At 61.5% G+C, this 26,379-nt stretch carries 24 protein-coding genes; 18 read left to right on the forward strand and 6 right to left on the reverse strand.

Annotation, left to right across the window (positions count from 1 at the left end; genetic code table 11):
- Positions 1-549 precede the first annotated feature (549 nt).
- The 5 genes from Q0X85_RS17760 to Q0X85_RS17780 all read left to right on the forward strand — a co-directional run bounded on the left by Q0X85_RS17760 (position 550) and on the right by Q0X85_RS17780 (position 7,913).
- Positions 550-2,439: a multicopper oxidase domain-containing protein gene (locus tag Q0X85_RS17760; RefSeq protein ID WP_297774237.1), complete on the forward strand. Its 1,890-nt coding sequence runs from the start codon at positions 550-552 to the stop codon at positions 2,437-2,439.
- Positions 2,440-2,484: 45 nt separating this feature from the next.
- Positions 2,485-3,273 carry an SCO family protein gene (locus Q0X85_RS17765; protein WP_297774238.1) on the forward strand — a complete coding sequence of 263 codons (789 nt, stop codon included), beginning with the start codon at positions 2,485-2,487 and terminating at the stop codon, positions 3,271-3,273.
- 51 nt (positions 3,274-3,324) lie between these two features.
- The gene (locus Q0X85_RS17770; RefSeq protein ID WP_297774240.1) at positions 3,325-5,247 is read left to right on the forward strand and encodes a hypothetical protein; all 1,923 of its coding nucleotides are present in this window, start codon (positions 3,325-3,327) and stop codon (positions 5,245-5,247) included.
- A gap of 87 nt (positions 5,248-5,334) precedes the next feature.
- On the forward strand, positions 5,335-6,225 hold the full coding sequence (locus Q0X85_RS17775; protein WP_297774241.1) for an SCO family protein: 891 nt from the start codon (positions 5,335-5,337) through the stop codon (positions 6,223-6,225).
- The gene (locus tag Q0X85_RS17780; RefSeq protein ID WP_297774242.1) at positions 6,225-7,913 is read left to right on the forward strand and encodes a hypothetical protein; all 1,689 of its coding nucleotides are present in this window, start codon (positions 6,225-6,227) and stop codon (positions 7,911-7,913) included. Before Q0X85_RS17775 ends, Q0X85_RS17780 begins: the two co-directional genes overlap by 1 nt.
- Positions 7,914-7,988: 75 nt before the next feature.
- On the opposite strand, the gene Q0X85_RS17785 is transcribed toward Q0X85_RS17780, so the two are convergent.
- Entirely contained in the window at positions 7,989-8,741 is a 753-nt protein-coding gene (locus Q0X85_RS17785; protein ID WP_297774243.1) for an A24 family peptidase, read from the reverse strand.
- Positions 8,742-8,868: 127 nt separating this feature from the next.
- On the opposite strand from Q0X85_RS17785, the gene gspG reads away from it, so the two are divergent.
- From gspG to Q0X85_RS17825, 8 genes are read left to right on the forward strand one after another with little or no spacing between them, the layout of a single operon-like run.
- Positions 8,869-9,324: a type II secretion system major pseudopilin GspG gene (gspG, locus tag Q0X85_RS17790; protein WP_297774245.1), complete on the forward strand. Its 456-nt coding sequence runs from the start codon at positions 8,869-8,871 to the stop codon at positions 9,322-9,324.
- A complete protein-coding gene (locus tag Q0X85_RS17795; RefSeq protein ID WP_297774246.1) occupies positions 9,312-9,800 on the forward strand; it encodes a GspH/FimT family pseudopilin in 489 nt (162 codons plus the stop codon). The genes gspG and Q0X85_RS17795 overlap by 13 nt, the downstream gene beginning before the upstream one ends.
- Positions 9,797-10,171: a type II secretion system protein gene (locus tag Q0X85_RS17800; RefSeq protein ID WP_297774248.1), complete on the forward strand. Its 375-nt coding sequence runs from the start codon at positions 9,797-9,799 to the stop codon at positions 10,169-10,171. Before Q0X85_RS17795 ends, Q0X85_RS17800 begins: the two co-directional genes overlap by 4 nt.
- Positions 10,168-10,788, forward strand: coding sequence for a type II secretion system protein GspJ (locus Q0X85_RS17805; RefSeq protein ID WP_297774250.1), 621 nt, complete (start codon positions 10,168-10,170; stop codon positions 10,786-10,788). Before Q0X85_RS17800 ends, Q0X85_RS17805 begins: the two co-directional genes overlap by 4 nt.
- Positions 10,785-11,708, forward strand: coding sequence for a type II secretion system minor pseudopilin GspK (gene gspK, locus Q0X85_RS17810; protein ID WP_297774252.1), 924 nt, complete (start codon positions 10,785-10,787; stop codon positions 11,706-11,708). The genes Q0X85_RS17805 and gspK overlap by 4 nt, the downstream gene beginning before the upstream one ends.
- A complete protein-coding gene (gspL, locus tag Q0X85_RS17815) occupies positions 11,705-12,907 on the forward strand; it encodes a type II secretion system protein GspL (RefSeq protein WP_297774253.1) in 1,203 nt (400 codons plus the stop codon). The genes gspK and gspL overlap by 4 nt, the downstream gene beginning before the upstream one ends.
- The gene (gene gspM / locus Q0X85_RS17820) at positions 12,904-13,419 is read left to right on the forward strand and encodes a type II secretion system protein GspM (protein WP_297774255.1); all 516 of its coding nucleotides are present in this window, start codon (positions 12,904-12,906) and stop codon (positions 13,417-13,419) included. Before gspL ends, gspM begins: the two co-directional genes overlap by 4 nt.
- Positions 13,416-14,186 carry a hypothetical protein gene (locus Q0X85_RS17825; protein WP_297774256.1) on the forward strand — a complete coding sequence of 257 codons (771 nt, stop codon included), beginning with the start codon at positions 13,416-13,418 and terminating at the stop codon, positions 14,184-14,186. The genes gspM and Q0X85_RS17825 overlap by 4 nt, the downstream gene beginning before the upstream one ends.
- Before the next feature lie 19 nt (positions 14,187-14,205).
- On the opposite strand, the gene Q0X85_RS17830 is transcribed toward Q0X85_RS17825, so the two are convergent.
- The gene (locus Q0X85_RS17830) at positions 14,206-14,682 is read right to left on the reverse strand and encodes a hypothetical protein (RefSeq protein ID WP_297774257.1); all 477 of its coding nucleotides are present in this window, start codon (positions 14,680-14,682) and stop codon (positions 14,206-14,208) included.
- A gap of 297 nt (positions 14,683-14,979) precedes the next feature.
- On the opposite strand from Q0X85_RS17830, the gene gspD reads away from it, so the two are divergent.
- From gspD to Q0X85_RS17845, 3 genes are read left to right on the forward strand one after another with little or no spacing between them, the layout of a single operon-like run.
- Positions 14,980-16,923 (forward strand): type II secretion system secretin GspD, encoded by a 1,944-nt coding sequence (gene gspD / locus Q0X85_RS17835; protein WP_297774259.1) that lies wholly within the window; start codon positions 14,980-14,982, stop codon positions 16,921-16,923.
- Positions 16,924-16,926: 3 nt separating this feature from the next.
- Positions 16,927-18,378 (forward strand): GspE/PulE family protein, encoded by a 1,452-nt coding sequence (locus tag Q0X85_RS17840; RefSeq protein WP_297774261.1) that lies wholly within the window; start codon positions 16,927-16,929, stop codon positions 18,376-18,378.
- Positions 18,375-19,586 carry a type II secretion system F family protein gene (locus Q0X85_RS17845; protein WP_297774264.1) on the forward strand — a complete coding sequence of 404 codons (1,212 nt, stop codon included), beginning with the start codon at positions 18,375-18,377 and terminating at the stop codon, positions 19,584-19,586. Before Q0X85_RS17840 ends, Q0X85_RS17845 begins: the two co-directional genes overlap by 4 nt.
- Positions 19,587-19,694: 108 nt before the next feature.
- Here the strand turns inward: Q0X85_RS17845 and Q0X85_RS17850 are convergent, their stop codons facing one another.
- From Q0X85_RS17850 to Q0X85_RS17865, 4 genes are all read right to left on the reverse strand, one after another.
- Complete coding sequence (locus Q0X85_RS17850; protein ID WP_297774266.1) at positions 19,695-21,035, reverse strand: pyruvate dehydrogenase complex dihydrolipoamide acetyltransferase; 1,341 nt, start codon at positions 21,033-21,035, stop codon at positions 19,695-19,697.
- Positions 21,036-21,048: 13 nt separating this feature from the next.
- Positions 21,049-22,431: a pyruvate dehydrogenase complex E1 component subunit beta gene (locus Q0X85_RS17855; protein ID WP_297774268.1), complete on the reverse strand. Its 1,383-nt coding sequence runs from the start codon at positions 22,429-22,431 to the stop codon at positions 21,049-21,051.
- Between the two features lie 15 nt (positions 22,432-22,446).
- Complete coding sequence (gene pdhA / locus Q0X85_RS17860) at positions 22,447-23,457, reverse strand: pyruvate dehydrogenase (acetyl-transferring) E1 component subunit alpha (protein WP_297774270.1); 1,011 nt, start codon at positions 23,455-23,457, stop codon at positions 22,447-22,449.
- A 197-nt stretch (positions 23,458-23,654) separates the two neighbouring features.
- Positions 23,655-23,951 (reverse strand): septum formation initiator family protein, encoded by a 297-nt coding sequence (locus Q0X85_RS17865; RefSeq protein ID WP_297774271.1) that lies wholly within the window; start codon positions 23,949-23,951, stop codon positions 23,655-23,657.
- A 129-nt stretch (positions 23,952-24,080) separates the two neighbouring features.
- Here Q0X85_RS17865 and Q0X85_RS17870 point away from each other — a divergent pair, with 129 nt between their 5' ends.
- Together Q0X85_RS17870 and Q0X85_RS17875 are read left to right on the forward strand one after the other, a co-directional pair.
- The gene (locus tag Q0X85_RS17870) at positions 24,081-25,709 is read left to right on the forward strand and encodes an acyl-CoA dehydrogenase family protein (RefSeq protein ID WP_297774273.1); all 1,629 of its coding nucleotides are present in this window, start codon (positions 24,081-24,083) and stop codon (positions 25,707-25,709) included.
- A 115-nt stretch (positions 25,710-25,824) separates the two neighbouring features.
- On the forward strand, positions 25,825-26,262 hold the full coding sequence (locus Q0X85_RS17875) for a hypothetical protein (protein ID WP_297774274.1): 438 nt from the start codon (positions 25,825-25,827) through the stop codon (positions 26,260-26,262).
- The last annotated feature ends 117 nt before the right edge of the window (positions 26,263-26,379 follow it).

Consider the following 26,379-nt stretch of genomic DNA (forward strand, 5'->3'; position numbering starts at 1 on the left):
AAAGCACAGCGGAAAGCCAGCCCGAAGCTGTCATAATTTCAATTTTTCCGTGTGTTTGTTTATGTTTCGTTCAATTAAATTCAACCCTTTGTGATGTAAAATATGATTTACAATCAATGCCTAAAGGGTCAGCCGATGCCTGCTAGTGCCACAGGAAGCGAAATTACACCAAGATAACGAAAATGTTACCGTTGTTAGGTGCGACCTTTTATGGTCAGATAAGCGCGATATCTGTGTCCATACGGATACCGCTGTCGTGAAAAACAACTGGCATACTATGCTTAACAGGGAGCAATTGCTCTATCCTTTTGAATAAGATTTAGCGGGTCACTGATCCGCTCGGGCCACACATTACTCACCCTTCCGGCCTGCTATCCAAATCTCATCGAGCTCTCGCTCGATCCTGAAACAAGGCGGCCTTCGGGGCTGGCCTGACAACGGGGCGTTTGCCCTCCTTTCTCGCGGCAGGTCTGGCGCGAGGTTAGTGGCGTCATGTCTGGAGCGTGGCGTTTATATATTTCGCAAGCTTTTTCTGCTGGAGGACAAAGCATGAAACGAAGAGATGCATTAAAGCTCGGCCTTGGTGCTGCGGGCGCCACGACCGTGGCATCCCAGGCTGGGGCGGTCGAGATCGAACAGTGGCCAGACAGTGCCGAAGACGGCCTTACCCAGTCGGGCCTTGTTTTCCCTGATACTTTTCAACCGAGTATCGTTGCGCAGTCTAGCCCGGCGGTTGAACCGTTCACGGCGCCGCTCAACATCATGCCGGTCGCAGAGCCGGTTGATCCCAACACGTTCGATCCCCCGATCGAGCCTGCGCGGCATCAGCGCTTTGACGACTTCCCGCCGCAAAAGCACTACGAGGAAGTGATCTCCGAGTTTCGTTGGAAATATCACTGGCAACCCCCCTACGGTGACGGAACGCCCGGCGTCGTGGGCCGAGACGGTGATCCGGATGTAGGGTCTTGGCATTGGGGTTTCAATGGCATCACCCCCGGCGAGACCTATCACGCCAATTATGGCGAGCCGGTCTTCCTGCGCCGCAACAACCTTCTGCCAACCGTGGGCGCGGGCAATGTGACTTTCGCGCTGCCGTCTCCGACCGTGCACCTGCATAACGGACATACCGCGTCCGAGTCGGACGGCATCCCGCAGGATTTCTTCAATCCCGGTGAATTCTGGGATCACCATTACGCCAACTTCCCCGCTGGCTCGCCCAATGGCTGGGGCGCGTCCAACACAGAGATCATGAACACCCTGTGGTATCATGATCACCGCCTCGATTTCACGGCAACCAATGTGTACGCGGGCCTCTCGGGGTTCTATCTGCTGTTTGACGAGCGCGACTCGAACAACGAGGAAGATCCGAACTTCAAGGCGTTCCGCCTGCCATCCGGAAAATACGACGTGCCGCTCATCCTGCACGATGTCATGTTCCAGCCCAATGGTCAGGTGATCTGGGACTTTTTCTCGCCCGACGGAGCCCCGCATCCCGAGCCGCGCCCCGATCCTGTCGAGGTTGGCAACTCGCAGGGCACGCCGGACACGTTCGACTCCAACCGCCTGCAATATACGACGCAGGGCATGACCGGAGACAAGATCACCGTCAACCGGATCATCCAGCCTTATCTGGATGTCGAGCGCCGCAAGTACCGTTTCCGCTTGCTCAATGGCGGCCCTTCGCGCCTTTACCGTCTGGTGCTGCGGGTCATCCCGGCCGATGGCGGCGAGCCGTATTACGACGACTGGATCATCCTGTCGAACGACGGTAACCTCCTTGAGGCACCGCTGCTCGAGCCCAAGGTCGACCTCTGGATCGCCAACCGCTTTGATGTCGTCATCGACTTCTCCAAATTCGGCGATGGCGACAAGGTGCAGGTCCTGAACGACCTGGAGATCCGCGGCGATGGTGCGGGCCCGACCGGGTATACGCTCGAAGGCGAGAACCTGATGCCGGTCATCGAGTTCCGCTGTGAAGGCCCGCGGGTGCGCGACCCATCCCGCGTTCCGCGCACGATGCGCCGCTTGCCCAAGGTCCGGATGTCCGAAGTGCGCCGTCGTCGCCTGTTTGTTTTCGACTATGACAACGGGTTGTGGACGGTCAACGGCCGCCTGATGGATCCCAACCGCGTGGATGCCAAGATCGAGCAGGGCACTGCCGAGATCTGGACATTCCGCAACGAGGGCAACGCCTGGGCGCATCCTGTGCACACCCACTTTGAAGAGTTCCAGATCCTTGAGGTCAACGGTCGTCCGCCAAGCGCGGTAGAGCGCGCCCGCAAGGACGTGGTCTCGCTTGGGCCGGGTGACGAGGTGACCTTCTTTAGCCGCTGGCGCGACTTCTTCGGAAAACACGTGATGCACTGTCACAACGTTGTTCACGAAGACCACGCCATGATGATCCGTTGGGACATCGTGCCCGAGGGCGAAGGCGATTGAGCGGGAAACCTTCAAGTTATTCTCTGAAAGAAGAGAGGAAAAGACATGACTAACAGACGTCAATTCATGACCGGACTGCCGGTCGCGGCGGCTGCTGGAGTGACCGCCGGGTTCTACACCACGCCGGGAAGTTCCAAGGAGCGCGCAGACGAGGCCCGCAAGGCCGCCCTTGCAAAAGTGCGAGAGGCCAACGCGAGTTTGCACCCCAACGAGATGCCGGCGCTTTGCAACCCGGTCAACAGCGGCGGGGTCATCGACTCTGCGGTGAACGACTCGTTCCCCAATGTGATGATGGTCAATCAGGACGGGCTCGGGATGTCCTTCTACGAGGGCTTTATCGAGAACAAGGTCGTGATGCTGCACTTCATGAGCCTCAAGGACGAGGCGCATTTCCCGATCACCCGCAACCTGTCCAAGGTCGTCGCCGAGCTTGGCGACAAGGTGGGGCGCGATGTGTTCGTGTATTCGATCTCGCGTGATCCTTTGCATGACACGCCGGCGCTGATGCAGGCTTATGCCCAGGAACTCGGTGCGCCGAAGGGGTGGCATTTCCTGACGGGAACGCCGCAGCACTGTGCCGATCTCGCGTTCCGGATGTATCGAATGAGCCATTCGACGCTACCCGGCAAGCGCAAGGTCGATGTCGTGTTCTACGGCAATGGCAGCGCGGGCCTCTGGGGCTCTTTCCCCTGGGATGTCCAGCCCGACGATGCCGCCAACCGTGTCACTTGGGTCATGCCGCAGAAGACGCCCGAACCGGGTGAGAAACTGCGTCGCGCCGGTCCGCGTGTGTTCAGCATGAACGACAGGCAGAACCATAACCGCGAAGTCTGATCCATGGCTCCGGGCAACCGGGAAGCCAGAACAGTATTTGAATCGGAGACAATGAAAATGTTTCGTAAATCCATAAGAGTGGCCGCGGTGATGGCATTGCCCGCCGGTGCCATGATGGGGGGGGCACCCGTCTGGGCCCAGACCCCATTCGACCTGAACATGTTCTGTGACGTGTCAGGCCATGCCAATGGCGGTCAGCAGCCGCGTGTTCCGTTTGAAACCCGGGTGACAGAGGGCAACAGCTCGACGCTCCAGACGGCAACCGGTTTCGCGGTATTCCCCGAGGGCGACAGCTTTGGCACCAACCCGCCCAACATGCTGCCGACAGTCTATGAGAACGCCAAGACGTGCCGGGGCAACGAGATCCCCAATACCCTGCCGTCGACGCCGGACAACCCCTACAACCTGCACGATGATCCGGTCATTCGTCAGATCAACAAGACGTCTCCGACGGATGATCTCGACTGGATCATGGATCAACTCGAGGGCATTTCGAAACCGCACCAGATCTGCCGCAATTTCCGGGGCTACACGCATTGCTATAACTATCCCCGGCGTGTCGCACCGAACCATATGCGCACCCTGGCGCGGCGTGCCGTCGATATCATCGAGGGCAATGAGATGAAGGGCCGTTTCAGCGAGCGCGAATACGAAGGCTTTCCGCTGCTGCACTATTTCGGCGGGCTCAAGACCAAGGCCGTTGATCCCGAGACCAAGTCGGTCAAGATTACGCAGCTCTGGTATGACACCCACATTGAATCGGACACTGCCTATATCGATCCGACCGTGGTCAACGATGAGGAGTGGACGATCGAATATGTCGTCAAGATCCTCAACCGCGGCCATGAAGACTTTGCGCCCTATGCGATGTTCTTCGATGATTGGACCGAACTGGACCTGACCGATCTCGGCGGGCCCGATCTGACCCAGGGCGGCACGGCCTTTCCGCGGGTGCCCAATATCGGGATGGACCAGACGTTTTTCCCGATGGAAGAGGGGCTTGAGTACACGCTCAACATGAAGATGCCGCCGGCACGCTTCTGGAACCTCAGCTACCACTGGGGCTGGCGCAACCACCCGCCGCGCGTTCAGGTGACAGAGAACGTGCTCGTGCCGCTGCGCAACGGCCTGCCTCGAAACGCCGCGGAAATTGGCGTATTCGGTCAGAACCCGCGCGAGAGCGAAGAGACAAAACTCGCGGCTATCGGGATGATCGGTGACACGGCCCCGGCCAAGCGGATGTGGCAGATGTTCCGTGAACTTGGCGGAATGACCGTGAACCGCCGCAATCGCCATAGCTTTGGCGGTCTGAACGGGTCGATCATTCAGGCCCAGATGAAGCTGATCCGTCAGGCATTCGCTGACTGGCAGAACCGCAAACGTCTTCCAACCGGTTATGAAATGGCCGAGGATGCCGACGTCACCGTGCTTTTCCTGAACAATACCATGTATGGCCAGCTCAAGGGCCACGATGGTGATGCCGAGGTGCGGCTGGACGAAGGTGTCTGGGACAAGCGTGGCGACACGATGAACATTCAGCTTCTGAATGGCGATTACTACGTGCATGCCTATGTCCTGGTGGATTTCGGCGGCCTGCGCGGGTGGGAGAATACCTTCCACAACACCCTGCCGGTCGGCGGTGCTGGTCCTCTGTTCACCTTCGGGCGCAACTACTTCTGGATCCATGTCGCGGGGAATGGTCCGATCCCGGTGCCGCCTGCGGCGCGCCCGGAACAGTCGGCCCCAACGCCGGTCAACGATACGATCTGGCAAGTGTCCGACAATCGCAGCCTGCGCAACAACTTCCTGAATGCCTGGGGCGGCATGCAGCAGGAGTTGAACGACTACGTGAACGTAGACGGTGTCGGCGAACACCATCTGGAGGTGGAGTTCAGCTATGAGCCGTCGCGGCGCCTGCGCATGTACCAGTTCGATGCGTTGCATCACGATGTTGCGGTGTGGTCTGTCCACTAGGCGACGTTCTTGAAACGGGGCTGGCGGCATCCCTGCCGCCAGTCCTCCTCTCATTTTGAGACATTACTTTCTCGATGGAGACTTGAAATGACCAAGACCATGGCCAACCTCCGCATCGCGCCCGCCCATGTCCTCGGGCTGGCGTTTCTTGCATTTGCGGCCTCAAACCCCGCCATGGCGGATCATCCGGGCCATGACATGCCGGCTGAGCACAGTCACGATCATCAGACGGGGCACTCGCATACAGATGATCACGGCAGCGATCCTGATGTGAAACACGGTCAGGCGGACTCTATGGCGGGCCATGCCGACCACACGGCGGGTCATGGGGATCATACGGCAGATCATGCCGATCACGGCGACCATGCTGCGGATCACGGCGACCATGCCGCCATGGATCACCGCATGCCGGACCACCTCGGTATGGATGACGCCAACACCCAGGAGGCCGCGATGCGTCCGGATGGGTTTCAGTACAAGCGTGGCTTCAACGATTATGAAATGCCCGCCCTCACACTGCGCAATCAGGGCGCCCAGAAGGTCAATTTTGCTGAGCTGATGGAGTATGACGGCCCGGTCCTGCTTAACTTCATCTTCACAAGCTGCGCCACGATTTGCCCGGTCATGAGCGCGACCTTTGGCCAGACACAGCAGGATCTGGCGACCATAGACGACAATTACCTCATGGTCTCGATTTCGATTGACCCCGAGTATGACACACCCCGGCGGCTGCGCGACTATGCCGTGCTGCACGACGCGCGTGACAACTGGGTCATGCTCACCGGCCAATTCGACGATATCTTTTCCGTCGTGCGGGCCTTCGATGCCGTCTACAAGGGGGAGAACAAGATGTATCATCGCCCTCTGACATTCCTGCGCGCAGGTGCTGACGCGCCCTGGCTTCGTCTCGAAGGGCTGCTCAGCTCAGAGGAGCTCGCCGAGGAATACGCCCAAATGCTGCGGCCAGAGGTGAATTGATGTCTCGACGACGGCTTACGGCGATCATGCGTCGGATCGGTTTTGCATTGGCTTTGGTCTCGGCCCCGTTCTGCGCGACGGCCGGGCAGGCGGGCGATGCTGAACTAGGGCGCAAACTCTACTGGGACGGGATCGGAGCAGACGGTCAGCCGATCACCGGTATCACACAGGGTGACGTGAAAATCTCGGGCACGCAATTCTCCTGCGTCAACTGCCACCGCCCGAGCGGCTTCGGGACCTCCGAGGGCGGCAATTACGTGCCGCCCATCATCGGCGAGGTGCTTTTCGAGAAGAAGACTCCCAACCGTAACCGAATGTTCAAGGATCTTTATCAAGAGGTGCAGCCGCCCGGATTCTGGGCGCGGGTACGGTCGCCACGCATGCGGCCCGCTTATGACGACGAGCTTTTGGCGCGCGCGCTCAGCGACGGGGTCGATGCGGCTGGCCACGAATTCGATCCGATCATGCCACGCTATGACCTGACCGCGGCGGATGTGGCCAATCTCTCGGCTTTTCTCAAGACGCTGTCGACCGAGATCGACCCGGGTGTGACCGGTCGCGAAATCCATTTCGCAACCATCATCGGCCCTGACGCCGATCCGGCCGAAGCTGATGCAATGGTCCGCACCCTCGAGCTTTTCTTCGAGTGGATGAACAAGGATACAGAGGGCGATACCCGCAACCCGACGTTCTCGCCCAATTACCGGTCCAATTTCATCTCCGCCTACCGCTACTGGCGTTTGCACGTCTGGCAGCTCGACGGTCCGCCGGAAACGTGGCGGGATCAACTCGAGGCGAAATATGCCGATCAGCCTGTCTTCGCGAGCGTCAGCGGCCTGGTCGAGGGCCCTTGGGATGCCATCGGCGGGTTTTGCGACGACAAGCGTTTGCCCTGCATCTTTCCCAATACCGAATTGCCGACGCCCGGCGAGGGGCGCTATGGATATTCGGTTTACTTCAACCGGGGTTTGCCGCTCGAGGCCGAGGCGCTGGCGGTCCACCTGGGCGATCAGCCAACGGCCCCCACCCGTGTCGTGCAGATCCATGGCACCGGGCCGCAAGGCACGCGCCCATCCCGCGCATTCGCGGAAACCATGGGGTTTGTTCTGCCGGATACGGCCCTGGAAACACGCGCTTATGAAGGTGCCGATGGCCTCGCCGCCGCGCTTGCCGATCAATCTGCCGATACAACGCTGGTGATCTGGCCGCAGGACGTGGAAGAAGCGGTCGCTGTGATCGCGGATAGTCCGCCCGCGCAAACGCGCATCTTCCTGCCCTCGGCGGCCAAGGATTCGGCGCTCGGGGTCTTTTCGCCTGAACTTATGGCCCAGACCCGACTGGTCTGGCCCTATGACAAACCCGGCTCTTACCACCCAAGAAAGTACCGCATTCGGGGCTGGATGCACACCCGGCGCCTTGAGGTGTCTCATCCCCGTATCCAATTGCAGACCTACTATGCACTGACCATGATCGAGTTTGGTCTTATGCACGCGATTGATGATTTTTATCGTGATTATGTTCTTGAAATCATTGAACATGAGGCAGAGAATGAGCTAAATCCCGGGACCCATCCGGAATTGGGATTGGGTCCGGGACAACGGTTTGCGTCCAAAGGAGCTTTCATTGCGGAATTGGCACCCGAAGAGCGTGTCGGATACCGCGTTGTCAGTGAGTGGATCGTACCCTAGGTTTTGAGTAATGGGCCTTGTGGTACGTAGTGGGCGGTAGGGTGACCTGCCGCCCACGTCTTTTTCGACGTCTTGTCAAACGGCGGGCCAGACCCAGACCAAAGCGGCTGCAAGGGCCAGATACGCACCGAAGGCAATCGCCTGATCGCCGCCCGGACGCGCGCCACGCCAGACCGCGCCCAGCAGGGCCACCCCCAATGCGAGAACGGCCGCCGTCAATGTCACGACCGGCAGAGCCATCGCACCGAGTCCGGCTCCGATGCCGGCCATCATCTTGACGTCACCCAGCCCAAGCCCCTCCCGGCCGCGCAGCGCGCGATACGCAATGCGAAGCGCCAGAAACACACCAGCACCGACGCCCGCGCCAATGAAAGCGCCCGCCAAATCGCGACCGGGGTCTTCCCATGCCAGACCAAAGCCTGTCATGAGTAACAGGCCGGTCAGTGCATCGGGCAGACGGAATACCGACAAATCACAGACCATCAAACCCATCAGAGTCCAGAGCCAAATTGCCCCCAATGCCATGTGCATCGGCGATTGAGCCACCCAGACCGCCACCACCGCAAGAGCCACGCCCGCCAACTCGCAATAGAACACCTGTTTCGGAATCTTGGCCCCACAGGTCCGGCATTTGCCCGCGAGCCAGAGCCACGAAAAGACCGGCACCTTGTCGAGCCAGCCAATCCGCGTGCCGCAACACCGGCAGCGCGAGGGTGGACTGACAATGCTCTCACCATGCACAAGCCGATCGGCCCACGCACACAAGAATGAACCTGCCGCCGCGCCGCAAACGATCAGGAAAAAGGCCAGATGAGCGGCTGCGGACATGGGGTCTCCGATGTGGTAAAAACGGGACAGGAAAGCATGGCGGCGATTGTCAGGCGGGCAAGGGTACTCTATGATTCCCGTAGCATTCTATACGTATTCACGGACAGATTTTACCATGGAAATCAATATGTCACGCCTCCCGCTCTCGTCGGCACGTCAGCGCGCCAGCGACTCCGGCTTTTCGCTGCTTGAATTGATGGTGGTGGTGGTCATCATGTCGATTCTGGCGCTCGTGGTGATGCCCCGCATCATCGACCGTCCGGATCAGGCGCGGGTGGCGCGCGTGCAGTCCGATTTGGCGGTTCTGTCCGGGGCGGTGAAACTCTACAAGCTCGATAATTTTCGCTATCCGTCCACCGAACAGGGGCTGCGCGCCCTCGTGGAGGTGCCGACGACGGCCCCGGTGCCGCAAAACTATGCCTCGAGCGGCTATATAGACCGCCTGCCCGAGGACCCATGGGGTAGCGAGTACCAGTATCTTCAACCGGGTGTTCATGACGAGTTTGACATCTTCACCCTTGGGGCCGACGGTGTCGCCGGCGGCTCTGGTGTCGACGCGGATATCGGTTCATGGGGCGAGTGAAACCGGCTTCCGATCGAGGGTTTTCGCTGCTTGAAATGGTCGTCGTGGTTGCGGTGATCGCTGTGCTGTCGGTCACGGCCACCTTTGCGATTACGGATCGCAGCAGGGGCGAAGGAGATGAAAGGCGCTTTGCCGCCGCCTATGACCGGTTGCGTGACGCGGCCATTCTGGGACAACAGCCGCAGGGTTTGACGCTTGTGCCAGGAGGGTGGCTAGTGCTGGTGCCACCGGCCCCTGACGCGCTCCAAGGAGGATGGCTACCATTTGGAAAAAAACAGAAGTTTCGGGGAGAGGCCCGCTTTGACGGGCCCGATGGAGCGGTTCTTCCGCAAGAGTTGCCCCGCGTTCCCCGCCCCGATTTCGTGTTTTTGCCGGATGGTCAGGTCAGCACATTCGAGGTGACATTCATCGGCAACGAGACTATCAGCCGATGCCGGTCCGCCGGTGTTCTCGGGCTGGAATGCGAGGACGCATGAACCGGCGATGCGATATCGGAACGCGTGGCATCACCCTGCTCGAATTGGTGATTGCGGTTTTCGTTCTCTCCATCGGCACGATAGCGGCACTGCGCAGCGCCGATCACGCGGGCCGGGCTTTGGGCGGCGAAGCGGCGCGCGTCATGGCCCTGCAAGTGGCGTTGAACAGGGCGGAGGAATACCGCCTGTTAGGCGCCCGCGCGGCAACCACCTTGCCGCGTTCGGTTGCTTTCGGCCCATATCAATGGCAGCTTGATATTTCAGAGGAGATCACGCGCGCTGGATTGACCGAGGCCTCGATCACCACGCGGGCCCCCGACCAGCCCGGAGCGCGCCTCGTGGTCATCGCCAGAACCGAGGTGGTGCAATGACCCATACCAACACCTCGGATCGCGGTCTGACCCTTTTGGAGCTGGTGGCGGTTCTTTCGATCTTTGCGCTTGTCGCGGTGATGGGTCTGCAATCTCTGAGCGGCATGATGCATGCGCGTGACCGGCTTGCCGAGGCCGACGAGCAGGCGGCCGCTCTTGCACGCGGCCTGACACTGCTGCGTGAAGATCTCAAATCGGCCGATGCGGCCGCGTTCTGGCCGCCAGCCACGATAGAGCCACAACCGGCGTTTCTCGATTTCAGTGCTGCACAAGGCTGGTTCGCGCTGACGACTGCCGGACGGGCCGTGCTGCCCGAGATGCAGGCGGCGGGGCAGGCCCGTGTAATCTGGCGGCATGACCGCGAGGCCGAGCGACTGACGCGGCAGGCATGGCCGGTTCTGCGCCCGGCCTCGGATGCCGCGCTCTTGCCAGAGACCACCGTGTTCGAACGTATTGCCGGACTGCGGCTACGCGCCTATGCCAGTCTTGAAGAAGGCTGGGTGGCGGGATGGGGGCAACCCGACCTTCCACTGCGTCCGGCCCTGCCGAAGGCGATCGAGGTCGATCTGGAGTCGTCGGCCTATGGCCCGCTCCGCGTCGTAGTGGCCTATCCATGATCCGTGATCGCGGCATAGCCTTGTTGAACGCGCTCATAATGGTTGCCGCGATCTCTGCTGTCGCGACCGGGCTCATGCTGCGCGCCGAAACCAGCCGGACTCGTGTCGAGCATCTCCAGATCAGCCAGCAAGCGGCGCTGCATCTTGACGCTGCGGAATGGCTGATCGACCCGGTGCTCCGCGCCGATTGGGAGCGTGACCAGACTCTCGACCATTTACGTGAGGGCTGGTCGCTCGTCGGGTTTCAGGCCGAGATTGACCGGGCGCAGTTGACAGGCACGATCAGCGACCTGCAAGGTCGGTTCAATGTCAACAGCCTGAGTGATCCAACGGATATCAATGCCGTGCAGTCCTTTGACCGGCTGCTTGTCGCCCTCGGCCTGCCGCCTGCGATCGGACGTGAGATTGCAGGATATGTGCAAGCACGCGGCCCTGCTCTGGCGGCCGAATATTCCAGTCGTCCGCTGCCGCTGCGGCCAGCTGGAGCGCCGTTGGAGCGGATCGAGTCATTGCGGCTCGTGAACGGAGTAACCGATGCAGACTATTTGCGTTTGTCACCCTATGTCTCGGCCTTGCCGCCGGGCACGGGGCTCAACGTGAATACCGCCCCGGCCGAGGTTCTGGACGCGGTATTGCCCGCCACCAACCTCGCAGGCGTTGCGCGGCTGATCGCGGACCGTGGCCTTGTACCGTTTGGCAATCGTGGGGATTTCGCAGAACGCGCCGAGCGTTTGCTTCATCCGCGCATCATATCGCAAGCTCAGCCGCCCAAGGGTGGTTTTACCGTCTCGTCAGGCTGGTTTGAGGCGCGGTTTTCTGTTCTCCTCGATAATCGCATTCAGAGTCGTATTCTCACAGTCCAACGCTCGGCGCTCAATGGGGCCACGACAATAAGACACCGGCGGAGCGCTTTGCCATGAGCCTTGCCTTGACCCGAAAATCGCGTGCCGCGTCCACCTCTCTTACGCTGCATGATTTGAGCGGTGACGCACCCGCGCCCCGCGTGCCGTTCATTGCTTGCGTTCCGGGCATGGCGACACCGCTTGTGCCGCTGGATTTGCCGCCGCTGCTGAAAGGTGCGGGCCGGGACAGGGTCGCGCGCCGACAATTGCGCGATGCCTATGGCGGTACAGAGGCTGGGCTTGATATTCGACCAGCACGGCTTGGCCCGGAGCCTGATCTTTGGAGCCGTGTGCTTGTCGTGGATGCGGAGGACAGGCGCGCTTGGCTGGCAAGGCTTGGTTCTGCATCCCCGCTCTGCCAGGCGGTCTTGCCGGACTACCTCACTCTGCCTGCGGCCCTGGATCTATGGGTCGTTGAGACCTCGGAGCGCACTGTGCTCGCCCGGCTTGGAGCGGAAGATGGATTTGCCGCTGAACCCGACCTCGCGGTGGCCCTCTTGCAACAGGCTGCAGCCGGCGCGCCGCCCCGTGCTGTCTTGCGAACGGGGCCGGCTCTGGCCGGTGTTGATGACGTGCTCGCCGCACTCGACGTTCCGACCTGCGATGAGCCGGGGGCGCTCGCCGCGCACGGGGTTTCGGCGCCTTCCCGCTTTACCAATGGTGAGCTTTCATTGGATCTGGCGCGTGATCCGGGGGCAGAGCGGGCCGAGATGCGGCACATGCTGGGCCGCCTGCGAGTGCCGGTTGCCCTTGCGACGCTGGGACTGTTTGGCTGGATTGCGGCGACGGTGCTCGAAACCAGAGATCTCAACGCGCAGGGGCTCGTATATCGTCAAAACGCTGAACGCATATTGCGCGCGGTGATGATTCCGACCGGGCCCATTCTGGACATTCGCACGCAAGTGAGCCAGCGGATCGACGGTGCGCGCAGCGCCAGCACCGAAGTCGAGACCGAGGCGCGCCCGCTGGATGTGCTGCGTCTCGCGGGGGTGGTGCTTCGGACACACACCTCCACTATCACGCGGGTCAATTACCAGCCCGGCGCAGGCTTGGTCATGGACATGCAAATCGAGGATTTTGCCGCGCTTGACGCATTGGTTTCAGACTTGCGCGCCGCAGGCGTCCAAGCGCGTGTCGCCCAATCCGTCACGCGCGATGATTCGGGCGTCGAGGCTGTGCTCGCCATGACCGTTAACCAAGCGGGAGATCGCAGATGAGCGTCGTGACGGACAGGCTGACGGGTTTCTTGCTTGGGCTTAGCAGGCGCGAACGCTGGCTATTGGCGCTCCTGACGCTCGTGGCCGTCCCGATCGGCGCGATATACGGTATCGCGCTGCCATTGGCCGAGACCCGCGAGGCCGCCCGCGCGGCCGTGTCCGAGGCGCGCGCAACAGAGCTTTGGGTCGCGGATCAGGCGTTGGTTTATGCCACTCTCACCCGTGAAACTGCCCAGACTGAAAGCACCGTGCGCGTTACCACACCAGTCGGGATCAGCGGTATCGAGGCCAGCCTGCGAGAGGCGGGGCTGCGCGATGCTGCGAGCGAATTGGCGAATGCTGCGGATGGTGGCATCACGATACGCTTTGACGAGGTGCGCTTTACCCGGTTGGCCGAGTGGCTGACAACGCAGAATGATATCTGGGGCTATGATCTGGCTGGCTTTACCTTTGAACGCGGTGCGCGCGAGGATGTAGTTGCCGCTGACTTGCGACTGGAGCTGGTGCAATGAAGCGTATGCTTCTTGTCCTTGTCGGTATTGCCATTGGGCTTGTTCTGGTTGTGCTCTCCGAAGGCCGCATGAGCCATCTGCGCATGCTGACCCCCGGCCTCGTGCCTGATGGGGCGGCCGGAGTTGATGGTCGTTCGACGGTTTGGCGTGGGCAGTTGCATGGTCTTCAGCCTGCCGTCTTACCGGTATCGGCAGAGCTGGACTGGCGCTTTGGCGGTGTCGAAACACAGGGAGTGCGATGGGATGTCGAACTCTCCGGAGCGGGACTTGACGGGCAGGCCGTGTTGGGTCTGCCTCTGGCGCATGACCGGTTTGAGATCCGGGCGGCGCGGGCAGAGGTCCTGCTCGATGAATGGCCTTCCCTCATTGATGGCTGGCCTTTGGGTGGGTTGCTTTTGGCAGAGGCTGGCAGTGCAGATATTGGTCTGCCGGAGCGAGAGCTGCACAGCGTTTCCATCGTGCTGGATTGGTCAGCGGCGCGGGTGGCAGGTGTTACGATCGGGAGGGGCGAGGCGGTTGTGACCTCCGATCGGGCCGGTGCTTGGCGCGCGCCTTTTTCGCTAATCGGTGACGTCATTCGCGCCACCGGTACGGTGCATGGCCGTTTGGGAGATCCGCGCGCGCAGCTTGAGATGCAGCTCGAGACCGTGTCTGACAGCCTGCCTGAGGAGTGGCTGCGCGCATTGGACCAGATCGGGCGCGCACGCGATGGAGGGTGGACCATCACGCGCGAAATTGACCTGTCGCAAAAATGGCCGCTTTTCTGAAACTGCAGTCTGTTCGGCCTCAGGCGCCGAGTTGTTTCAATTCGCGGGCTATATCAGTCCGGCGGTCGGCCATGGCGCCGAGCGGGTCCATATCCTGATCAAGCGACTGCATTTCCTTCAGCGCGGCATCCGCGGATCTCAGTTTGGCCACGGTGCCTGGGCCCCGTCGACCTGCGGCGATGTCGGCCAGCGCACTTTCGTGCTGGGCCGTGCCAAGCACCGCAAGCGCCGCCGCGCGATTGCTGCCTTCGGTCCCCGTTGCCAGGGCACCGGCTACCTGCGCGGCCTCATCGTAGCGGCTGGCACGCAGGAGGGCATGTGCATATTCCAGCCGGACACGCGGCTCCAACGGTCCGGCATGAGGAATGAGCGCCGCATAGCCACGAAGCGCCGAGTCGTAACTGCCCGCCTCAAGCGCCTTGCGTGCGGCAATATACTGTCGTTGAAACGTCGTGCCATTACTCAAGGTGCCCGGCTCGCACGCTGTGAGAAGCATCACGAATCCAATTGAAATCAATGCTTTTTTTGCAACTCGTCTACGCATGGATGGTCCTGCCCCTTTTTCCCGCAACCTATCACGCTCCTTGGCCGGTGAGTCACGGAAAATAGGCCGCCGCCCGAAAAAACCATGTTTTGGGACATTCCTGCGTCAGTCCGTCTTTGTAATGGAATCAACCGTGGAAATCGGATATTCTAGCGCGGTCGGATCAAGACGTCGTTGAGAACGTCAAGTCGTCTGACGCAAACAATACAGGCGGGCGGCATTTATCCATAATGTTCCTGAATTATAAACATGATTTCTAGCAGAGTTTTCTTCTTTCTGACCGTGCTATGGCTGGCTTTGCCGATACCTGCCACCGCACAGGTGTCCCTAGATCTGCGCGATGCGAGCCTGCGGGACTTTGTTCAGATCGTTGCACAATCCACGGGACGCAATTTTATCCTTGATGACCGCGTTCAAGGCAGCGTGACGGTCGTGGCCCCCAATCAGGTCACGTCGAGCGCCATTTACGAGATTTTTCTAAACGTGCTTGAGCTCAATCGTCTGACCATCGTCGAAGGCGTCGAGACGGATCGTATCGTGCCGATCGACGTGGCGCGTGAATTGGCGCCGGGTGAAGGCCGGTCCCGGCTCGGCGGTGATTTCGAGACGCGCGTTTTTCCCGTTCGGAACAGTCCTGTAGACGAGATCGCCGAGGTGATCCGCCCGCTATTGCCCGCAGAGGCGGTATTGTCGACCGTGCCGGACGCGGGCTTGATGATCCTGTCGGACCGGCGTGAGAACTTTCAGCGCATTGTTCAGCTTGTTGACCGGCTCGATACGCCGAGCCGCAATGCGATCGAGACAATTCCCCTTCGCAATGGCAAAGCTGCCGAGATGTTGGGTGTTATCAACGCGCTTGCCATTACCCCGCAGGGTTCCAGCCTGTCCGCCGATCCGCGCTCGAATGCGCTGATCGTCTCGGGGACGCCGGAATTTCGCGACCGGGTGCGCAATGTCGTGGCCGAGTTGGACAAGCCTCAGCGCAGTGTCGCGACCGAAGTGGTGCATCTCAATTATGCCGATGCCAGCGACCTCGCAGATGTCATTCGACAGAGCTTTGGCGCGCCACAGGCGAGCGCGGATGGGACCGCAGCGACGGCCAACGGCGGTATCACCATCGTCGCCGAGCAGCAGCAGAATGCGCTCATCATCACGGCGCCGCCGGATCGCATCACCGCGATCATCGGCGCGGTACGCGGACTCGATCAGCGGCCCGATCAGGTGCTCATAGAGGCGGTGATTTTCGAGCTGTCCGTCGAGAGCTTTTCGGATCTTTCCTTTCAGTTCGGCGGCGTGATCGAGGATGCCACGGTGGGTGGTGTGGAATTCACGCTTCAGGGGCGGCCTACCCTTACCAGTCTTGTCAGCACTGTTCTGGCGGGTAGCCCGCCTACCGGAGGCGGCACAGGAGGGTCCATCTCGGCATTTGACGACAGCGGCATCGGCGGGTTTCTCGCTGCGTTGGCCTCCAAGAGCTCGACCAAGTTGCTTTCAACGCCCTCGATCCTGACGCTCAACAACCGTGAGGCCGAGATCATCGTGGCCCAAAACGTGCCTTTCGTCACCGGCAGCTTTTCCACGGTCGGGGATAGTGCCGTGCCCGAGCAGCCGTTTCAGACAATCCAGCGGCAGGATGTGGGCCTGACGCTGACCGTCACGCCACAGATCACCCGGGACAAGACTGTGCGCCTCGAAATCGACCAAGAGGTGTCAAACCTGACCAACTCCGCCTCAGCCGCGGGGGGAGAGATCACGTCGAGACGCGAATTGTCGACCAATGTTCTGGTGCGCGACGGCAATGTCATAATGCTGGGCGGGTTGCTCGAAAACGGCTCTGGCTCGGTCAATCAAAGGGTGCCGGGGCTGAGTGAATTGCCCTTGTTGGGCCGACTTTTCAAGGGGCGCTCGACCACGGAAAATCAGCGCATTCTGTTGGTTATGCTGCGCCCGCGTATTCTGTCGAGCGATCAGGAGGCACGCGCGCTGACCCGCCGTCTTGCGCGTGAGGCCAAACGCGCCAGCGACTATATCGCGCCAGCAGATGATGGCACCTACCCCCGCGTGCCGGATTCGAGCTTTCCGTTCGACGGGGCCAATCTCAATCAGCCCTTCGACGCTGATTTCATTGATCAGGCTGCCCAGACCCGGCGGTTCCCACCGCTGCCATCGCGCCTGAAATTCGCGGATCGCTGACCCATGACGCCGCCGCTGCTGCCTTTCACCCTTGCGCGCGATCAACAGATCCTGATCGAGGGCGCTACGCTGCTCTTCGGGCCCGATGCCACAAGTCTCGGGCTGCGCGAGGCGCGACGTCGCGCGGGCCAACCGCTTGCAGTAGAGGCACTGTCGGCAGATGCTTTCCAGACGCGGCTCTCGGCCCTCTATCAGGACGGCAGCAGTTCGGATGCCGGTGGTGACGAGTTCACGTTTGATCTGGAGGAAGGCAGTGCCGGGCGCGGCCCGCGCGATCTCTTGGAGGATGGCGAAGAGGCGCCGGTGATCCAGCTCGTCAATCAACTCTTGCGCCGGGCCGTTCGCGCCGGCGCTTCCGACCTGCATGTTGAGCCGCATGAGCAGGGATTGCGTGCGCGCATGCGTGTTGATGGCATGTTGCAATCGGTCCTTGACCGGCAGGACGTCCCGGTCCGCCGTGTGGTGTCGCGGCTCAAGGTCATGGCCGGCTTGGATATTTCAGAGACACGCTTGCCTCAGGACGGTCATATATCGCTACGCTTGGGGGGGCGCGCGATCGACGTGCGGGTATCGACGTTGCCGGGCAACTATGGTGAGAGAGTCGTGATGCGGGTGCTTGACCGCTCTGCCGGGCTCATGCCGCTGGATCAACTCGGCCTGCGGGCCGATCAGATTGAAACGCTCGAACGGATGGCGGCGCGCCCGAATGGTATTATCCTCGCCACCGGGCCGACCGGCTCTGGTAAGACCACGACACTTTACTCGCTGTTACAACTCGCCAATGATGAGATCCGAAACATCCTTACCGCCGAGGATCCCATCGAATATGATCTGCCCGGCATAAGCCAGAGTCAGATCAACGCAGAGATCGGGATGACCTTTGCCGCCGGATTGCGCGCGGCCTTGCGGCAAGATCCCGACATCATCCTCGTTGGCGAAATCCGAGATCAGGAAACCGCCAGCGTCGCCGCGCAGGCCTCTCTCACGGGCCATCTGGTGTTTTCGTCGCTGCATGCCAACGGCTCTGTTGGCGCGGTTGTGCGCCTGCGTGACCTCGGGTTGGACGACTTCTTGATCGCCGCCACCTTGCGCGGCGTCATAGCGCAACGCCTCTTGCGGCAGTTGTGCAAAAGCTGTCGTCGCGCCGCGCCGCCGACCGCAGAAGAGGCCGAACATTTTCGAGTGGCGGGCATGACGGTGCCCGAGGTGGTCCATCACCCCGACGGCTGCGCCGCATGCAATGGCACCGGCTATGCGGGCCGCGTTGGCGTGTTCGAGATACTTGAAGTCTCCGAGGGGCTGCGCGCGGCCATCGACAAGGGGCAGTCCGAGACCGAGATGAAACATCTGGCGCTTGCTCCTGATCAAACGCTCTTTGGCCAATCGTTGCATCAGGTGGCCGCTGCCAAAACCAGTATTGGCGAGGCGCTACGGGTGGTGGGCGACGCGCTGTGAGGGCCTTTGCCTACACTGCGTTCAATGCTGAAGGTCAGCGTAGCCGCGGCACCCTGGTCGCCGAGAGCGAAGCGCAGGCCGCCGACATTCTGCGTGGACAGGGCCTTTATGCCGAGGAGATCGCGGCCAAGAGGCAGGGCGGCGGCCTGTCATTAACCCGGAGCCGCCGAACCCGGCTCAACGCAGACATGCGCGCGGTCTTTACACGACAGATGGCCGTGCTCTTGTCGTCCGACCTTTCTGCCGAGATGGCGCTTGAGACCATTCGCTCTTCCGGGACTTCACCTGTGATCGAGGCGGCGGCAGCCGAGGCCAAGGCCGCGTTGATGGATGGTCAGCCACTCTCAACCTCGTTGGACATGGCCAATGCGGGCTTTCCACGGTTTTATGTTGCGGCGGTGCGGGCGGGCGAAACCTCGGGCGATGTTGCGGCAGTGTTCGAGGGGCTGGCCGATTACCTGGAAAGCGTGGGCGCGGACCGTGCGCAATTGGCCACTGCATTGATCTATCCGGCCTTCGTCGCGGCTGTCTCGCTGCTGGTTTGCGGCATACTCATGGTCAATGTCGCGCCCGAGATTGCGGCGATGTTCGCGGTCTCGGGCCGTGAATTGCCGCCCCTGACGCAAATTGTCATGGCGATCAGCGATTGGATACAGGCGCATTGGTTGTTGTTGTCGCTCGGCCTGGTGGGTGGTGTGGTCGGCCTCGTCCTGTCGCTTCGCGTTCCGGCAGTGCTCGACCGTTGGCATGCCTTCGGGCTTTCTCTGCCTGTTATCGGGCGCTTGTTGCGGTTATCTGCGGCAGCCCAGTACCTTCGGACACTGGCGCTCGTGATCTCAAGCAAACAAACGGTGGTCGACGCGGTTACCTCGGCGAGCGATGTGCTGGTGATCCGGCGTTTCCGTCTTGAGGCGCTTGATCTGGCCGAGGCTGTACGCTCGGGCGAGAGCCTCAGCCAAGGGCTGGTCCGCATGAGCCTGATACCACCCGTTTGCCGACAACTCATTGATGCAGGAGAGAAATCTGCCCGACTTGGCCGCATGACAGAGCGTTCTGCTGTTCTTGTCGAGACCTGGCTCACGAATGAACGAAAGCGGGTTTCGGCTCTTATTGATCCGCTCTTGATGATGGTGGTGGGCGGGTTGGTGCTTGTTATAGTACTGGCGATCCTGCTGCCGATTTTTGACTTGCAGGCATCGGTAGGCTAACGCGCTTTGCCACGCCGGACAAGATTGACGATCTCGCGCGCTCTGAACGAGCTTGGCGGAAGATACGCCTTGAAATGAAAGCCCCGGCCCGAAGGCCGGGGCTTTGGGTCAGGCTAGCATGACCATCGGGTTTTCAAGGTTCTCGACAATCTGCTGCAAGAGTTCCGCACCCATTGCGCCGTCGATCACCCGGTGATCGACCGAGAGCGTCACCGACATGACGGTGGCGACGGTCAGTTCGCCATCGGTCTCCACCACCGGCTTTTTCTGGCCCGCGCCGACGGCGAGGATCGCGCCATGCGGCGGATTGATCACGGCGTCGAAATTCTCGATCCCGAACATTCCGAGGTTGGAGATCGCGAAGGTGCCGCCCTGGTATTCCTGCGGTGACAGCTTGCGGTCACGCGCACGGGTGGCGAGGTCTTTCATCTCCGCCGACAGCGCCGACAGCGATTTCATCTCGGCATCCTTGAGGACGGGCGTGAACAGCCCGCCCTCGATGGCGACGGCGACGGCGACGTCCGACGGCTTGAGCTTGAGCACCTTGTCGCCTGCCCAGACGGCATTGGCATCGGGCACCGCCTGCAATGCGAGTGCGCAGGCCTTGATGATGAAGTCGTTGACGCTGAGCTTCACGCCGCGCGGTTCAAGCTGCTTGTTGAGGTCACCACGGAATTTCAACAGCGCGTCGAGCTTGATTTCGCGGCGCAGGTAGAAATGCGGCACGGTCTGCTTGGCCTCGGTGAGACGCGCGGCGATGGTCTTGCGCATCCCGTCGAGCTTGACCTCCTCGAACTCGCGGCCCTCGTACATCGCCATGACGGCATCTGACGAGGGGCCCGAGGCTTCGGCCGGGGCAGGGGCCTTGTCCGCCGGTTTGGCGGCCTCCTTGGCGGGGGCGGCGGCGGGTTTGGCTTCCTCCACATCGGCGCGCACGATGCGTCCATGCGGGCCGGAGCCCTTGATCTGGCGGAGGTCGAGGCCCTTGTCGGCGGCGATCCGGCGGGCGAGGGGCGAGGCGAAGATACGCTCGCCGCTGTCGTCCTTGGGGGCTGCCGGGGCCGGGGTGTCGGATTTGGCAACCGGCTCTGCGGATTTGCCCTTGCCGGAGCCTTCGCCGCCTGCTCTCTCGTCCTTGGCGGGCTCTTTCGCGTCCGCCGACTTCGGGGTGCTGGACTCGCCGGACTTGATATCGTCGGCGCTTTCGCCTTCCTCCAGCAAGACGGCAATCGGGGTGTTGACCTTGACGCCCTCGGTGCCGTCCTCGATCAGGATCTTGCCGATAGTGCCTTCGTCCACCGCCTCGAATTCCATCGTGGCCTTGTCGGTCTCGATCTCGGCCAGAAGGTCGCCTGCGTTGACGGTGTCGCCCTCCTTGACCAGCCATTTGGCGAGCGTGCCCTCTTCCATGGTGGGCGAGAGGGCGGGCATGAGAATTTCGGTTGGCATCGCGTCGCTCTCCTTACCGATAGGTCACTTGGCGCACGGCGTCGATCACCTCGGTGGTCGAGGTCAGCGCCAGCTTTTCGAGATTGGCCGCGTAGGGCATCGGCACGTCCTTGCCGGTGCAATTGATGACCGGCGCGTCGAGATAGTCGAACGCCTTTTGCATCAGCACCGAGGAGATGTAGCTGCCGATGGAGGGAACGGGCCAGCCTTCCTCGACGGTGACGCAGCGGTTGGTTTTCATCACCGATTTGATCACCGTGTCGGTGTCCATCGGACGCAGGGTGCGCAGGTCGATCACCTCGGCGTCGATGCCGTCCTCGGCGAGTTTCTCGGCGGCTTCGAGCGCGTAGGTCATGCCAATGCCGAAGCTGACGATGGTCACGTCAGAACCCTCGCGCCAGATCTTGGCCTTGCCGAAGGGGATTGTGAAATCATCCATCTTGGGCACCTCGAATGACTTGCCGTAGAGGATCTCGTTTTCGAGGAAGACCACCGGGTTGGGGTCGCGGATCGCGCTTTTCAGCAGGCCCTTGGCGCAGGCCGCCGAGTAGGGCTGCACGACGCGCAGGCCGGGTACCTGGGCATACCAGGCGGCGTAGTCCTGACTGTGCTGGGCCCCGACGCGGGCGGCGGCGCCGTTGGGGCCACGAAAGACGATGGGGCTGCCCATCTGGCCGCCGGACATGTAGAGCGTCTTGGCGGCGGAGTTGATGATCTGGTCGATCGCCTGCATGGCGAAGTTCCAGGTCATGAACTCCACGACGGGGCGCAACCCGCCCCAGGACGCACCGACCCCGATGCCGGCAAATCCGTGTTCGGTGATCGGCGTGTCGATCACACGTTTTGCGCCGAACTCATCCAGCAGGTTCTGGGTGATCTTGTAGGCCCCCTCATATTCGGCGACTTCTTCGCCCATGACGAAGACCGTGTCGTCCCGGCGCATTTCCTCGGCCATGGCCGTGTTGAGCGCCTCGCGTACGGTCATGCTCTGCATCTCGGTGCCCTCGGGCCAGTCGGGGCTGGTGTCGGATTTGGGGGTTGCGGGGGCCTTGGCCTCGGCGGGGGCGGATTTCGGGGCATCCGCTTCGTCGCTGTCGTCCTTGGCCGCAGGGGGGGGGGCGCTTGATGCGGTGTCGATATCGTCGGCGCTTTCGCCCTCTTCCAGCAGGACGGCGATGGGGGTGTTGACCTTGACGCCTTCGGTGCCGTCCTCGATCAGGATCTTGCCGATGGTGCCTTCGTCCACCGCCTCGAATTCCATCGTGGCCTTGTCGGTTTCGATCTCGGCCATGATGTCACCGGCATTGACGGTGTCGCCTTCCTTGACCAGCCATTTCGCGAGTGTGCCTTCCTCCATCGTGGGGGAGAGGGCGGGCATGAGAATTTCGGTTGCCATTGTCGTCTCTCCTCCTCAGGCGTTCTGCGGTGCCACGTCGGCGATGATGTCGGTCCAAAGCTCGTCGGTCGCGGGCTCCGGGCTGTCCTTGGCGAAGTCGGCGCTGCCGTTGACCACGTCCTTGATCTCCTTGTCGATCGCCTTGAGATCCTCCTCGGAGGCGTGACCGCCCGAGATCAGCAGATCGCGCACATGTTCGATGGCGTCTTTTTCCTCGCGCATTTTCTGCACTTCCTCGCGGGTTCGATACTTGGCCGGGTCCGACATGGAGTGGCCGCGATAGCGGTAGGTCTTGATCTCGAGGATATACGGCCCCTTGCCCGAACGGCAGTGCGCGACGGCCTTGTCGCCGGCCTCTTTCACCGCGAGCACGTCCATGCCGTCGACCATCTCGCCGGGGATACCGAAGGCTTCGCCCCGATGGTAGATGTCGGGCGAGGAGGTGGAGCGTTGCTGCGAGGTGCCCATGGCGTACTGGTTGTTCTCGATCACGAACACCACCGGCAACTGCCAGAGCGCTGACATGTTGAAGGTCTCATAGACTTGGCCCTGATTGGCCGCACCATCGCCGAAATAGGTGAAGGTGACGCGGTTGTTTTCAAGGTACTTGTCGGCGAAAGCGAGCCCTGCGCCAAGCGGCACGTTGGCCCCGACGATACCGTGGCCGCCGTAGAAGTGCTTGTCGGTCGAGAACATGTGCATCGACCCGCCCTTGCCGCGGCTGTAGCCATCCTCTCGGCCCGTGAGTTCGGCCATGACGCCCTTGGGGTCCATGCCGCAAGCAAGCATATGGCCATGGTCGCGATAGGTGGTGACGCGCTTGTCGCCCTCCTCGGCGGCGGCCTCAAGGCCGACGACGACAGCCTCCTGACCGATATAGAGATGGCAGAAACCGCCGATCAGACCCATGCCGTAAAGCTGGCCGGCCTTCTCCTCGAATCGGCGGATGAGTAGCATGTCACGGTAATATTGCTTGAGCTCTTCAGCAGAAACATTTGGTTTCTTTGTGCTTTTTCGGGCGGCCATTTGTGGGCAACTCCTTGCTGGCAAATATAGTTTAGCGTTAAACTAAATAATACACGAAACGCGCCCTCGTTGCGAGAGTGAATTTGGGCACGGGAGAAAGGGAAAGGCTGGGCTGTTGTGAACATGCGCTCGCGCAGCGGTTTCCGAGTGCGTCGCATGGGCGGACGTTCATTGTACATTCAGCCCGGAATTCATTATCAGCGGATGACGATCTCGTCGCTGCGCATCAGGCCAAGGACGTCGCGGGCCTGCTGGTCGAGCAGGTCGAGGTCGAGATAACTGTCGGACAGCCGCCGCGTCAGGTTCTCCATTCTTGCGATCTGAGCGTTCAGTTCCTGGAGCTGCACTTGCAACTCGGCGCTCTGCGCCGTGATTTCCGCGCGACGGAAAAGGCCATAATCACCTTGCACGGCGGCAAAGGTAAAATAAGCCCCTAGAAAGAATGCGATCACGAAAAAGATCAAAAGGCCCCAAGGGCGGTGGCGGGATGTCATGCTGCTGTTTGCCTCGTCTTATCCGCCTCGTACCGGGCATTGAATGCACAATGACACAGGCGGGGCGCGTTGTGAATCCCCTTTCACCTGTTGCCTTCGCGTTCTAGCATGCACGTAAAAGGAGAGCCTATGACCGACAGTCGTGCGTCATCCGCATTCGCCACCCATGAGGTCACCAACCAGCCCGCGACGAGAGGCGACCTCGACCTTTGGGGTGATGATCCGGCATTGCAAACTCATGCGGAGACCGCTGGCGCGGATCTGGAGCATCTTGCGGCCTACGGTGCGCGGGTCGGGATGGAGGCGATGCGCGCGGCGGGGCGCGACGCCAACCGGCAGCCGCCCGAATTGCTGCTGTTCGATGCGGGTGGGCGCAGGCTGGATGAGGTGCGCTTTCACCCCGCCTATCACGATCTGATGCAGGTGGGGATCGGGGCGGGCTATGCCGCACTGCCGTGGGAAGGAGCCAAGGGTGGCCATTCCACGCATGCCGCGATGGTGTATCTTACCTCTCAAATCGAGCCGGGCGTGTGCTGCCCAATGACCATGACCTATGCCGCGATCCCCGCGCTGCGGGCCGACAAGGCGTTGCTCGCGGCGTGGGTGCCCAAGCTCACCTCGCGCAGCTACAACCCTGCCGCGCGGGTTCTGGCGCGCAAGGCGGGAGCGACGCTGGGCATGGCGATGACCGAAAAGCAGGGCGGCTCGGACGTTCGCGCCAATGCCACACGGGCGGTGCCGGAGGGCGATCATTACCGGCTGACGGGGCATAAATGGTTCTGCTCCGCGCCGATGTCGGACGGGTTTTTGACGCTGGCGCAGGCCGGGGGCGGGCTGACCTGCTTTCTGGTGCCGCGCTGGCTGGAGGGCGGGCGCAACGGCATTCATATCCAGCGATTGAAGGACAAGCTGGGCAACCGTGCCAATGCCTCGGCCGAGATCGAGTATCACGGCGCGCTGGCACATCGGCTGGGCGAGGAGGGCGCGGGGGTGCGCACGATCCTCGAGATGGTGCATCACACGCGGCTTGATACCGCGATGGCACCTGCGGGCTTGATGCGCGCGGCGCTCGATCACGCCACGTATTGGGCGCGGCATCGCAGCGCGTTTCAGAAACAGCTGATCGACCAGCCGCTGATGCGGTCGGTGCTGGCCGATCTGGCGCTCGATTGGGAGGGGACGCTGGCATTGGGGCTGCATGTGGCGCGGGCGTTTGACGGCAGTAGCCCGCGCGACCGCGCCTTTGCCCGGCTTGGCGTCGCGCTGGCCAAGTTTCTCGGCAACAAGCTCTGCCCCGGGCTGGTCTATGAGGCGATGGAGGCGATGGGCGGCATGGGCTATGTCGAAGACACAGCCCTGCCGCTGCTTTACCGCGAGGCACCGCTCAATTCGATCTGGGAAGGCTCGGGCAACGTGATCTGCCTCGATATACTGCGCACGCTGGCGAAGGAGCCGCTGGCGGGCGAGGCGCTGTCGGAGGAGTTGGCGCAGGTGGCGGGGCAGGATGCGCGGTTTGATGCTGCGCTGCGCGCGCATATGCAGACCTTTCCCAAGCCGCCCGAGGAGGCTCAGGCGCGCTGGTATGCCGAGAGTCTTGCCACGCTGCTCACTGCCTCGGTGCTGCTGCGCCATGCGCCCGATGCCATAGCCGGTGCCTATATCTCCACGCGGCTGAGCGAGCCACGCGGGCGGGTCGCGGGGGCGATTGGCGGGGTCGATACGGATGCGGTGCTGGCCAGGCTGGGTGCTTTCAGCTAATAAATTCCGAAAATAGAATGTGTTTGATTCAGATCAACGCCAGAGGACAGACGGCCCTCATAGGGTGCAGGTGTAAAAGAGGCATTCTGAAATCACCTTAACCCGAGAGGTTCCCATGCGTAACATTTTGACCGCCGCCACATTTGGCCTTGCCACCCTTGCCGCGCCGTCCGCACAGGCCGAAGAGGCCAAGCAGATGGTCACCATACTGACTAGCGAAGAGCCGCAGACGCAGTTGATGAGCATGGTCCTGACCATGCAGTCCATGCAGGCAGGCGCGGGGGCCTATGTGCTTCTGTGCGGTCCGGCGGGCGATCTGGCGTTGAAAGAGGCCCCGGCGGCCGCCACTGCGCCCCAGAAGCCCAAGGGCATGAGCCCGCAAGTGCTTATGCAGAAGATCATGGAACAGGGCGCGACAGTTGAGGTCTGCGCCATCTACCTGCCCAATAAAGGGGTTGATCAATCGGCGCTTTTGGATGGTATTGGTGCAGCCAAGCCGCCTGCAGTCGCCAAACGTCTGCTGGGTGACGGGACGCGGATCATGTCCTTCTGAGGCCTGGTTCGCAGGGCCGCCTCACACCGTCGCCCAATGTTGTGAGTTGCTTTGTTCCGTGTTCGGGGACGAGCCTGCGAGGCGGCCCGCTTAAACGCTACCAACAGACCGGACGGT

This window comes from uncultured Roseovarius sp., assembly GCF_947259555.1.
Classification (GTDB): Bacteria; Pseudomonadota; Alphaproteobacteria; order Rhodobacterales; family Rhodobacteraceae; genus Roseovarius.